Source organism: Pseudomonas sp. WC2401 (assembly GCF_041200115.1).
Classification (GTDB): domain Bacteria; phylum Pseudomonadota; class Gammaproteobacteria; order Pseudomonadales; family Pseudomonadaceae; genus Aquipseudomonas; species Aquipseudomonas fragi.
The window spans coordinates 3,262,258-3,273,829 of the sequence record NZ_CP165623.1; the positions used below are offsets into that span (position 1 = coordinate 3,262,258).

An 11,572-nucleotide genomic window follows, 5' to 3' on the forward strand; every position below is an offset into this window, starting at 1 on the left:
CCTAGACTGCGTGACCGAATTGACTGGATTGAACCACGGTAATGGCCACGCAACTGACACTCGCTTCATTTCTGTATTTTCTGATGTTCTGCGCCACCATGACCTTCAGTCCCGGCCCCATGACCCTGCTGCTGATGGGGTTTGGCATGCAGGAAGGCTTGAAACGGTCAATGCCGGTACAGCTGGGTGCCAGCGCAGCGTATCTGGTATCGATGCTGATTTTTGCCGTGGGCTTTGCCGAGCTGATCAAGGGTAATCCGTTGATCAGTCGCGCCCTGCAGTACATCGGGGTTGCCTACCTGCTGTATCTGGCCTGGCGCCAATGGAACAGCAGCGGGCTGGCGCTGGAGCGTACCGCCACCCTGGACAGTGGTTTGCGGGGGCGCTTTGGCAAAGGCTTGCTCACCGGGTTTTCCAACCCGAAAACCATCGTCATGTTCAGTGCCGTGTTCCCGCAGTTTGCCGGGCAGGGCAGTGTCACCCACGCGCAGGACTTGCTGGTACTGGGGCTGACCTTTCTGCTGCTGCAGTTCGCCAGCGGTTGCCTGTATTGCTACTTCGGCCAGCGTATTCGCCGGGTGCTGCAAAGCCCGTCGCGACAGGTGTTGTTGCAACGGGCTACAGCCTGCATGTTACTGGGGGTTGCAGTAATGCTGGCGCGAGGTTTCAGCCAGAGCTGACTTTGCCAGGCGCTGGTGCCATCACGCCGCCAGGGGCTTGCTGTTCAGGGACTTCTTGTACTCGGCTTTCATCGCCTCCATCTGTTTGCCCAGTTCCTCGAGCACTGCCTTGCCAAGCAACTTGCGGGCCTGGGGAAACATCTCGGTTTCCTCTTCTTCGATATGGTGCTCGAGCAGCTCCTTGACCACCTTTGCCCGCCCGGAGAATTCCAGAGAATCGGGAGCGGTTTTCTTCAGGTCAGGCAATACCAGGGAGTCCACCGTACGGTGTTCTTCCTTCGCTTCGTGGTACATGACGGCTTGCTCTTTACCACCGGCTTTCTTGAAGACCGGGTAGAGGATTTCCTCTTCAAGACGGGTGTGGATAGTAATTTCCATTTCCAGCTTGTTGAGCAGTTCAGTGCGTTTTTTCACGGCGCGCTCGGTGGAATCACTTAGCTGGTTCAAGATGGCCTTGACGCGCTTGTGGTCTTCCAACAGCAAATCGATGGCATTCATATTCACTCACCTGTCTCTTTCACGGATAGGGATGGGCCTTTTTGCATGCGACCCTCAGGGATGAACGTTGCATTAGCTGTACCAACTTGAATGAACGATATGAAATCAATAAAAATCAATTGGTTAGGTTTTAAGGCTGACATTTTTATTCGTGCAGAATGCATGTATGCCATGACCGGGCCATGCAAATCGCGAGTGGGTGGGCGTTGATGCGCTAAACGCGGAAATCCCCGGCGCATGGGGTATATTGCGAACTGTTTCTGCCTGTAATGAGATTGGTTTTGTCTACGATTGACTCCCCGCTACCGTCGCTTTCGCCCTCGCTGTTAAACCCGGTGCAAACCCCCGTGGCGCTTTACCTTCAGCGACTTGCCCCCTCCAGCCGCCAGACCATGCGCTATGTCTTGCAGGAAGCGGCGGATCGCCTGGGCGCCGAAGATGTGGCGATTGATGAATTCCCCTGGCATCAATTGCAACCGGGGCATATCACCGCGCTAGTGGCAGCGTTGCGTGAGGACGGCTACGCGCCGAATACCTCGTCGCTGTACGTCAATGCCATTCGCGGGGTGATGAACCAGGCCTGGCAACAAAACCTGATCACCCAGGATCATTTGCTCAAGATCCGCGCCGTCAAGGCGGGGGGCGGTTCGCGGCTGGTCAAGGGGCGTAACCTGCGGCGTAACCTGATTCGCGAATTGATGGATGCCTGTGCGGCAGACCCGCGTCCCCAGGGGCTGCGGGATGCGGCAATCATCGCGATTCTGTATGGCTCGGGGATGCGCAAGTCCGAGTCGGTGAACATGGACCTGTGGCAGGTCGATGTAGAACAGCGCAGCTTGCAGGTGCTGGGCAAGGGCAACAAGGAGCTGATCAAGTTCGCCCCGGCCTGGGCCTTTGAAAAACTTGAAGCCTGGCTGGCATTTCGCCGGGCCAATCTGCCAGATGGAGTCGAGGATGACAGCTTCCTGTTCAATCGCATCCGACGTGGCAATCACATCACCCGTGACCGCCTGACCAAACACGCCATTTACTACATTGCCAAGCAGAGGGGCAGGCAGGTGGGTGTCGACATCATGCCGCACGACTTTCGTCGTTCGTTTATTACCCGGGTGATCGAAGAGTACGACGTGTCGATCGCACAAAAGCTGGCGCACCACGCCAACATTGCTACCACGGTCAGCTATGACGTGCGTGATGACAATGAGCGGCGCAATGTGACAGACCGTTTCTTGTTGTGACCCTCGCGGGGGTGGGGCACTGAATTAGCAGACGCAGTGTGGGAGCCGGGCTTGCCCGCGATGGCGTACACCGCGGTCATTCAGACAAACCGAGGCGCCTGCATCGCGGGCAAGCCCGCTCCCACAATGATCCCGGCGCGGTCTGTCAGGTATTGGTCTTGAGCTTGGTCCACAAACGGGTGCTCAGACGGGCGATTTTGGCCGGCAGGTCTTCCACGGTGAACAGGGTGTCGATCACGGCACTGGACGGGTAGATCGCCGGGTCCTGTTTCACCTCCGGCGCCAGGTACGCGTCTGCCGCCTGGTTGGGGTTGGCGTAGTGGATATGATTGCTGATATTGGCAATCACTTGCGGGGTCAGCAGGTAATTCATGTAGCTGTAGGCATTCTTCTCATGGGGCGCGCTTTTAGGCATGACCACCATATCCAGCCATAACGTCGAACCTTCCTTGGGGATCGAGTAGGCGATATCGATCCCGTTCCTGGCTTCCCGGGCACTGGCCGCAGCCTGGACCACATCACCGTTAAAACCGATCACCGCGCAAATATTGCCGTTTGCCAGATCACTGATGTATTTGGATGCATGAAAATACTGAACATAAGGTCGTATTTTCAGCAGCGCCGCTTCGGCTTTCTTGTAGTCCTCAGGCTCATGACTATGGTGCGGCAAGCCCAGGTAATTAAGCGTGATCGGCAGCACTTGCGTCGGATTGTCGATGATCGCCACACCGCACTGGCTCAGTTTTTTGATGTTGTTTTCATCGAAAAACAAGCTCCAGGACTGGGTGACATCCGTGGTGCCAAAAATCGCCTTGATCTTCTCGACGTTGTAGCCGATCCCCGCCGTACCCCACATATAGGGGTAGCCGTACTGGTTGCCGGGGTCGTTGACTTCCAGCTTTTTCATCAACACCGGGTCCAGGTTTTGCCAGTTGGGCAACTGGCTCCTGTCCAACTTTTGGATGGCACCGGCCTTGATCAGGCGCGACATAAAGTGGTTCGAAGGGCTGACCACGTCATAGCCGGTATTGCCGGTCATTAACTTGGATTCCAGCACTTCGTTGCTGTCGTGAATATCGTAGGTAGCCTTGATCCCTGTTTCCTTGGTGAAGCTGGTCAGGGTGTCGTCGGCGATATAGCCGTTCCAGTTGGAAATATTCACACTCTCGTCGGCCTGGCTGACCACCGAAAACGCTGCGAGCATGACCGCAAGGGATAGCGTGTTGATGTGCATGTTCAATCACCTTTTCAAGGAGCTTTTATTCTTCTGTGCTGTGAGAGTGTTCAGATTTCTGTTTTGGCTCTGACGGCTTCCATGCGCATGCGCAGTACGGCGCCGATATCAAAGAACGGACGGGGTGGCAGCCAGCCCGGTTTGGCTCGCGCCATAACCGACTGCAACAGGGCAGAGCTGGCGCCAGATGCCAGCTCGGCGAGCAGACGACCCCACAGCGTGCCGCGTGCGACTCCGGAGCCATTGCAGCCGGCCACGGCATAAATACCTTCTTCGACCTTGGCAAAGTAGGGCTGGCCGCTACGGCTGGCGCTTAGATGGCCGGTCCAGGTGTAGGCAATATCCTGCTCGTCAAGCCCTGGAAAACGCCGTTGCAAGCCCAGCACATGGTGCTTGCGCCGTTGCAACAGGTCACGGTTGGACAGGTCCCTGGTGCGGTATTCCGCGGTGTTGCGGATCATTACCCGGCGATCGGGTGTCAAGCGCACTGTGGCGCCCAGCGGCCGGGTCGACAGTACCCCCCAGGGCTCGACACTGCCGATGGCCTCATACTCCTTGTCTGTCAGTGGGCGGGTGAGGCTGGCGCTGAGTTCCATCGGGAAGGTTGCGCCAGTGTCGATCCCGGCGCGGGGGATAAAGGCATTCAGGCAGACCAGTACCTGCGCAGCTTCAATGCTGCCCTGGCTGCCGCTGGCCCGGATGCGCCCGCCACTCAGGCGTTCAAGCCCGCTGATGTCGGTGTTTTCAAACAGACTGACATTGGCCGGCAAGGCATCCAGCAGGCCCTTGACGTATTTCGCCGGCTGTAACAACGCATTGCCATTGCCGCACCAGATGGCCGCCTGGTAATGGCGGGTACCGAGGGTCTGTGCCAGTTGCGCGCCTTCCAGAAAGTGCGCAGATGCGCCCACTGCCTGCAGGGTTTTAAGTTTGGCCTCAACCTGGGTCAATTTGCCCGGGTCGTTGACGGCGAAGTAGTAGCCCGAATCCCGGTACTCGCAGTCAATGCCGTGGCGCGCAATGCGCATGCGCACTTCATCAGCGGCCGCCTGGCCGATGGTCGAGTCCACGGCATAGCCGGCAAAACCGCTCTTGCCGATCAGTTCGTCATCAGCCGGGTTTTCATGGGCCACCGCGTAGCCGGAGTTGCGTGCCGATGCCCCTTGGGCAGCCCGTTGCCTGTCGACAATCACGATACGAGCTTGAGGGTGCAATTGCGCCAGGGAATGGGCCGCACTGAGACCGGTAATGCCCGCACCGATAATCAACCAGTCGGTTTTTTCAACGCCTTTGAGGTGATCACGGACAGGGGAACTTCCTGCCAGGGCAATCCAGCCACATTCATTTTTCACGTTTCACCTCATTTGCCGGTCAGGATGCAGCGCGGCGTCTGCATACATGCGCTATTTGCATGGCTGGCCGCTGCTGGCACGGGTTATGGATAGAATTTATGCTGTGGCAAGTGATATAACCAACGCTATTAATTCATTGATTGATGCATAAAACACATGGATAAGGTTCGTCATGTACCGTCTTTGCAGGGTTTGCAGGCATTGATTGAGGTTGCCGAATCGGGCAGCTTCACCCTGGCTGCGCAAACGCTGTGCCTGACGCAAAGCGCAATCAGCCGGAAAATCCAGCAACTGGAAGCTCACTTTGGTGTGACGTTGTTGGCCAGAACCAGTCGCAGCGTGCGCCTGACGGTCGAAGGCGAGCAGGTACTGGCAAGCGCCCGCAGCATGCTTGAGCAGTTGAAGCTGCTGGAAGATCGTTTATCGCCGCAAAAGCGGCCGTTTCGTATCCGCATGCATGTGTCGCTGGCCGTGCGATGGTTGCTGCCAAAGCTCAGTGACTTCTACTTGCAGCACCCGGACATCGCCTTGTCGATTGAAACGGTGGCCACCGAGATAGTCGAACCGGCCAGCGACAGCGATGCCTATATCCTGTACTTGCCTCGACCCTCCACTGATCCGGCCTGCATGGCTTTATTCGACGAGGCTCTGGTACCGGTGTGTGCACCTGATCTGGGGCCGCTGACGTCAATGGCGGATCTGGTGTGCTTCGCGTTGTTGCATCGCTCGGCCGACCAGCAAGCCTGGATCGACTGGCTCGCCGCCAATGACGGCAAGCCGTTGCACAGTTACCGGCATATCCCGTTCAATCTCGATGAACTGGCCCTCGACGCTGCCGCGCGTGGCCTGGGGGTTGCAGTCACGGACATGACCCTGGCGGCCGAGTCCATTCAACGCGGGGTATTGGTGATTCCGTTTGGCGAACCGTTGAAAACCGGTGGCAACTATTCGTTGTGCCTGCAACCTGCTGCAGCCTCGCACCCGGCGTGTGCCGCGGTGTTGCAATGGTTTGCCAGGCAGGTCGAGCAAGGCGGGGCAGGGAGGACTTGTTAAATTTTGTAATAAGTCCGCTAGCAGGAATTGAGGTTAATCGCTGTAGGATTGCATCCCCAATTCACTAAAGGCTTGTATGAACACCCTTCAGGAACCACCCAGTCGCAGCTCTGAACCTGCGCCCCTTCTTCGCTTGATCACCTCTGTCGAGCGTGCTTTACCTTTCTCCAGCCCTCCGTTTTGCGTTAGCACATCCGCTGCTACGCTTGCCCGCGCGCGCTCGTCGTTAACCCTGAACCTTCGTGAGATTGACTGATACCTATGGAATGGATTGCAGATCCCACGGCCTGGCTCGGCCTGTTGACGTTGATTGTGCTGGAACTGGTACTGGGCATTGATAACCTGGTGTTTATCGCCATCCTGGCGGACAAGTTGCCGCCGGAGCAGCGCGACCGTGCCCGGGTGATCGGTCTTACGCTTGCACTGGTGATGCGCCTGGGCCTGCTGGCCAGCATCTCGTGGATCGTCACGCTGACGGCGCCGTTGTTTGAAGTGTTCGATAAATCGTTCTCGGGTCGCGACCTGATCATGCTGTTCGGTGGTCTGTTCCTGTTGTTCAAGGCGACGATGGAGTTGCATGAACGACTGGAAGGGCATGTGGCCGAACGTACATCAAACATGGGCTACGCCATGTTCTGGCCGATCGTGGCGCAGATTGTGGTGCTCGACGCCGTGTTCTCCCTGGATGCGGTAGTAACTGCTGTGGGCATGGTTGAACACCTGTCGGTGATGATGATCGCGGTGGTGTTCTCGATCGGCTTGATGATCATTGCCAGCAAACCCCTGACCAAATTCGTCAACAGTCACCCGACGGTGATCATGCTGTGTCTGGGCTTCCTGATGATGATCGGCTTCAGCCTGACCGCCGAAGGCCTGGGCTTCCACATTCCCAAGGGCTACCTGTATGCGGCCATCGGCTTCTCGATCCTGATTGAAGTGCTCAACCAGATTGCCCGTGCGCGTCGCAAGAAAAGCGTGCAGGGGCTGCGCCCGATGCGCGAGCGTACGGCTCATGCAGTGTTGCGTTTGCTGGGCGGTCGTACCTTGAATGCAGATGAAGTGGGCGAAGACATTGCTGACATGCTTGAAGGCGGCGAAGACAAGGAAGTTTTCCACCGACGCGAACGCGTGATGATCAGTGGCGTACTGCAACTGGCAGAGCGCCCGATTCGTACCGTGATGACGCCTCGGGCCGAGATCGATCATATCGACCTCGCGGATTCAGCAGACACCATTCGTACGACGCTGATGCACTCGTCGTACTCTCGACTGCCGCTGATCCGCGAAGGCCGGGTTGACGAGCCGCTGGGCTTTATTCATAAAAAGGAATTGCTCAAAGAGCTGTTGGCAGGTCACGAACCTGATCTGGAAGCCATGGCCCGCAAGGCCATCAACCTGCTGGACAGTTTCACGATACTCAATGCTCTGGAGCAGATGCGCAAAGAGTCGACGCACATTGCGTTCGTCATCAACGAGTTCGGTGACTTTATCGGGCTGTTGACCATGACTGACATTCTTGAGTCGATCGCTGGTGAACTGCCGGATGCCAGCGAGATAGAGGGGCCCAATATCGTTGCCCAGGAAGAGGGTTATCTGGTCAGCGGCGCCTTGAACCTGAGCCAGATTCGCCAGCACATTGGCTTTGCAGCCAAGGCCACGGATGACTATCAGACACTTGCCGGTATGGTGATGAGTTTGCTGGATCGTCTGCCAATGATTGGCGACAAGCTAACGTGGGAAGGCTGGACCTTGACCGTAGTCGAGGTAGAAGAGCGGAGGGTGACGCGGGTGTTGCTGAGCAAGGCTGGTTAGAAGCTGTGGTAGCGGTGCTGCCATCGCGGGCAAGCCCACTCCCACAGTTTCAGAGGCTGTACCCAGGGTAAAAAGCTCCCACAGTATTAGGGGGTGTACCCAGGCTAAAAAGCTTGCGCGATCATTGTGGGAGCCGGGCTTGCCCGCGATGCAGGCAACCCGGTCTGTCTGAATGACCGAGGTGCTGCCATCACGGGCAAGCCTGCTGCCACAGGGCAGTGCTTAGTTGCTGTCAGGCAACGCGTAAGCGATCACATAGTCACCGCGATCCGGCGACTGACGGGCACCACCGGCGGTGATGACGACATATTGCTTGCCTGTTTTGGGCGATACAAACGTCATCGGGCCACCCTGGCTGCCCACCGGCAAACGGGCTTTCCAGGCTTCTTCACCGTTGGCCGAGTTAAAGGCGCGCAGGTAGAAGTCTTGAGTGCCGGCAATAAAGATCAGGCCACCTTGGGTGGACAGCGTACCGCCCAGGGTCGGCATGCCAATCGGCAGTTGCAGGCCCATCTTGATACCCAGCGGGCCGGTGTCCTGCACAGTACCGACCGGTACTTGCCAGGCGACTTTCTGGGTCTTCATGTCAATGGCGGTCAAGGTGCCGAAAGGCGGCGCCTGGCAAGGGATGCCAGCAATCGACAGGAAGCGGTTCTTGTTCACGGCATAAGGCGTGCCTTTAAGCGGAACTGCACCCATACCGGTGTTCAGCGCTTCGCCGCCGGAAGAGGCCTTGGCGTCTTTTTGCTGCGGTACCATCTGCACGCACAAGCCCAGGCGCATATCGTTGACGAAGATAAAACCGTGTACCGGGTCAGTCGACAGGCTGCCCCAGTTCATGCCACCCAGCGAACCCGGGAAACTCAACGACACGTCAGTGCCAGGCGCGGTGTACAGACCTTCGTAACGCATTTTCTTGAAGGAAATACGGCACAGCATCTGATCGAACGGGGTGGCGCCCCACATGTCCGATTCGGTCAGGGTCTGCGCGCCAATCTGTGGCATGCCCACGGATTTTGGCTGGGTAAGCGAGTAGGGCTCGTCCGGGATGTTCGAGGCCTTGACCGGTACTTCTTCAACTTTGGTCAGCGGCTGGCCAGTATGGCGATCAAGCACAAAAATCTGCCCGGCCTTGGTGCCGATCACCAGCGCTGGCACTTTGCTGCCGTCGGCGACGGTGAAGTCCATCAGGGTGGGCTGCATCGGCAGGTCGAAGTCCCACAGGTCATTGTGAACGGTCTGGTAGACCCACTTTTCGTCACCGGTAGTGGCATTGAGTGCCAGCACAGAGGCGCCGTACTTGTGGTTCAGTTCGGTACGTTCAACACCATAGATGTCGGTGGACGAGCTGCCCATTGGCAAGAACACGGTGTTCATCAGCGGGTCATAGGACATCGGCGCCCAGCTGTTGGGCGTGCTGCGAACGTAAGTCTTGCCGTCTGCCGGTGCTTGCTTGTCCTGCGGGTTGCCCGGGTCGAAGGCCCAGCGCATGGCGCCGGTCACCACGTCAAAACCACGGATCACACCACCTGGCATATCGGTTTGCACGTTGTCAGCCACGCGGCCGCCAACTACCACCGTGGTGCCTGCCATCAAGGGTGCCGACGACAACTGGTAGTAGGAATCAGGCACATTGCCCAGGCCAGCCTTCAGATCAACCTGGCCATTGCTGCCGAAGTCCTGGCAGAACTTGCCGGTGTCCGCATCGACAGCAATCAAGCGAGCATCGATGGTGTTGGTCAGCAGGCGACGCTGGCAGGCTGCGCCCGGGGCAACGGTGACAGCTGCGGCCGGGGTGCTGCCATCGGTAGGTGCGGCGACTGGGGCGCTGGCATCAAAGTACGCCAGGCCACGGCAACGCTGCCAGACGGCGGCCTTGGCATTGATGTTGTTCTTCCACAGCTCTTTGCCGGTGTCGGCATCCAGTGCGATCAGGTTGTTGTGCGGCGTACAGATAAATACTTTGTCGCCCACTTGCAGCGGGGTCATCTGGTCTTCGGCACCGTTGCCATCGCTGATAGCGACGTCGCCGGTCTGGTAGGTCCAGGCCGGTACCAGCTTCGACACGTTGCTGCGGTTGATCTGGTCCAATGCAGCAAAACGGCTGCCACCTTCGTCATTGCCGTAGTGTGCCCAGTCTTTCTGGGCCTTGGACGGGTCGACCTGGGTCAGGCCTGGGCCGTCACCGGTGGGGGCGATCGAAGCGTGAGGCTGGAACATGCCCCAGAAACCGGCAGCGATGGCCACGGCCAGTACCGCGCCCAGCGCATAACCGCCGTTGCCGCCCAGGCCATTGGCCTTGCGCAGTGTCGGGTAAGCTAGCGCCACGACCAGGCTGAGCACGGCCAGGGCAAACAGACGCGACACCAGCGGCCAGAACACCAGCCCGGCATCGACCAGCGACCAGACAAGACTGGCAACCATCACGACTGCGAACAGCCAGGCACCCGCCAGGCGGCGCTTGAACAGCAGCACGGCCGAGACCAGCATGCCCAGGCCTGCGATCAGGAAGTACAGGCTGCCACCGAGCGTGGCGAGGTAACCACCACCGGCGATAAAGAGCAATCCGAAGACCAGCACACCGAGAGCTGCGACCCAGATGGGCCAACGGCTTACGGCTGCCGAAGGTTGAGGCTTATTCATGGTGCATGACCCTATTGATACATGAACGGTTGGAAGGAGGGCATCGTCTTTGACTGTAGCTGTTTGCAGCGCAGCCCTAGACGCAGCCGGCGTTTCTGCCCGCCGCCCAGGCCTTATGCAGGCAGTAACGACAGAGCGGAAAACGTCCGGAATCGGAATGTACTAAACGGTTAGTTTTATAACTTTAACAAAAACACAGCCCTGCGACAAATTGTCAGTGCAGGGCGTGCCAGAGGGGGAGTGGGGCTAGAATCGCCAGTCCTGTGCCTGGACCAGTTGGCAGAAGGGCCCGGCAAGGCTGGCATTGTGATGAGCAACAATCTGTTCGGCCTTGAGCTCGGCGGTATCCGAGCATGTATGACCGTCAGCTATCAGCACGGCATCAAAGCCCAGGTCTCGAGCCGCCCGGCAGGTACTGTCGATGCAATACTGGGTTTTCATCCCGGCAATCACCACACCGGTAGCGCCGCAAGCACGCAACTGCTCGGCCAGCCCGGTCATGGCAAAGGCATTGGGCCTGTGTTTTTCAAAGACCACTTCACTGCCCAGCAACGTCAGCTCCGGTGCCAGCAGGGTCAACGGGCTGCCTGGCTCAATGGGCGAGCCAACGGGACCGATATGCCGAGCCAGAAAAATCCCCGCACCGGCACTGCGCGCCTTATGCAGCAGGGCATTAACGGTTTCCAGCAACTCAGGGCCGCGCCAGGGGCGGTCCGGGCCGTGAACAAGTCCAACCTGCATATCAAGAACCAAGAGGGCGTACATGGGTGCATCTCCTTGCGTTAGAACCAGCGAGGCAAGGGCATAAAAAAAGGCCCTGTCCATCGCTGGCGGGCCTTTGAAAATCGTTTGCCATCGGCTCACGACACTTCGCACGCTCCGCATTCAGCGGTCGTGGTGGTAGTGGTCGAGGTGAGGCGATAAGAAGTCATTGCCCGACACTAGCAATGTCGTCGAGCACAGGCAAGCCGCAGTGGGCAGGGGGTGGCTTTGGCCAGTGTGCAGGGTGAGAATCAGCGCACTAAAAACCCCCTATTAATAACTATACTAAATAGTTCTTTA

General features: G+C 58.0%; 9 protein-coding genes. 4 read left to right on the plus strand and 5 right to left on the minus strand.

What is annotated here, in order from left to right; translation table 11 throughout:
* Positions 1 to 41 precede the first annotated feature (41 nt).
* Positions 42 to 680, plus strand: coding sequence for a LysE family translocator (locus tag AB3G35_RS14905; protein ID WP_106115885.1), 639 nt, complete (start codon positions 42 to 44; stop codon positions 678 to 680).
* 21 nt (positions 681 to 701) lie between these two features.
* On the opposite strand, the gene AB3G35_RS14910 is transcribed toward AB3G35_RS14905, so the two are convergent.
* Positions 702 to 1,178, minus strand: coding sequence for a hemerythrin domain-containing protein (locus AB3G35_RS14910; RefSeq protein ID WP_016780960.1), 477 nt, complete (start codon positions 1,176 to 1,178; stop codon positions 702 to 704).
* A 269-nt stretch (positions 1,179 to 1,447) separates the two neighbouring features.
* Here AB3G35_RS14910 and xerC point away from each other — a divergent pair, with 269 nt between their 5' ends.
* Positions 1,448 to 2,416, plus strand: a complete 969-nt coding sequence (xerC, locus tag AB3G35_RS14915; RefSeq protein ID WP_369781699.1) for a tyrosine recombinase XerC — start codon at positions 1,448 to 1,450, stop codon at positions 2,414 to 2,416.
* Positions 2,417 to 2,561: 145 nt separating this feature from the next.
* Here the strand turns inward: xerC and AB3G35_RS14920 are convergent, their stop codons facing one another.
* Positions 2,562 to 3,650 (minus strand): polyamine ABC transporter substrate-binding protein, encoded by a 1,089-nt coding sequence (locus AB3G35_RS14920; RefSeq protein WP_369781700.1) that lies wholly within the window; start codon positions 3,648 to 3,650, stop codon positions 2,562 to 2,564.
* A 50-nt stretch (positions 3,651 to 3,700) separates the two neighbouring features.
* Positions 3,701 to 5,002: an FAD-binding oxidoreductase gene (locus AB3G35_RS14925; RefSeq protein WP_169885056.1), complete on the minus strand. Its 1,302-nt coding sequence runs from the start codon at positions 5,000 to 5,002 to the stop codon at positions 3,701 to 3,703.
* Between the two features lie 156 nt (positions 5,003 to 5,158).
* On the opposite strand from AB3G35_RS14925, the gene AB3G35_RS14930 reads away from it, so the two are divergent.
* Positions 5,159 to 6,055, plus strand: coding sequence for a LysR substrate-binding domain-containing protein (locus AB3G35_RS14930; RefSeq protein WP_016780964.1), 897 nt, complete (start codon positions 5,159 to 5,161; stop codon positions 6,053 to 6,055).
* 261 nt (positions 6,056 to 6,316) lie between these two features.
* Entirely contained in the window at positions 6,317 to 7,867 is a 1,551-nt protein-coding gene (locus tag AB3G35_RS14935) for a TerC family protein (RefSeq protein ID WP_169846004.1), read from the plus strand.
* A 222-nt stretch (positions 7,868 to 8,089) separates the two neighbouring features.
* On the opposite strand, the gene AB3G35_RS14940 is transcribed toward AB3G35_RS14935, so the two are convergent.
* On the minus strand, positions 8,090 to 10,510 hold the full coding sequence (locus tag AB3G35_RS14940; RefSeq protein ID WP_369781701.1) for a glucose/quinate/shikimate family membrane-bound PQQ-dependent dehydrogenase: 2,421 nt from the start codon (positions 10,508 to 10,510) through the stop codon (positions 8,090 to 8,092).
* Positions 10,511 to 10,756: 246 nt separating this feature from the next.
* On the minus strand, positions 10,757 to 11,275 hold the full coding sequence (locus AB3G35_RS14945) for a cysteine hydrolase family protein (protein WP_016780967.1): 519 nt from the start codon (positions 11,273 to 11,275) through the stop codon (positions 10,757 to 10,759).
* Between the last annotated feature and the right edge of the window lie 297 nt (positions 11,276 to 11,572).

Coding starts and splice junctions, on each gene's coding strand:
- AB3G35_RS14905 (WP_106115885.1), top strand. CDS start 42: ATGGCCACGCAACTGACACTCGCTTCATTTCTGTATTTTCTGATGTTC.
- AB3G35_RS14910 (WP_016780960.1), bottom strand. CDS start 1,178: ATGAATGCCATCGATTTGCTGTTGGAAGACCACAAGCGCGTCAAGGCC.
- xerC (WP_369781699.1), top strand. CDS start 1,448: ATGAGATTGGTTTTGTCTACGATTGACTCCCCGCTACCGTCGCTTTCG.
- AB3G35_RS14920 (WP_369781700.1), bottom strand. CDS start 3,650: ATGCACATCAACACGCTATCCCTTGCGGTCATGCTCGCAGCGTTTTCG.
- AB3G35_RS14930 (WP_016780964.1), top strand. CDS start 5,159: ATGGATAAGGTTCGTCATGTACCGTCTTTGCAGGGTTTGCAGGCATTG.
- AB3G35_RS14935 (WP_169846004.1), top strand. CDS start 6,317: ATGGAATGGATTGCAGATCCCACGGCCTGGCTCGGCCTGTTGACGTTG.
- AB3G35_RS14940 (WP_369781701.1), bottom strand. CDS start 10,510: ATGAATAAGCCTCAACCTTCGGCAGCCGTAAGCCGTTGGCCCATCTGG.
- AB3G35_RS14945 (WP_016780967.1), bottom strand. CDS start 11,275: ATGTACGCCCTCTTGGTTCTTGATATGCAGGTTGGACTTGTTCACGGC.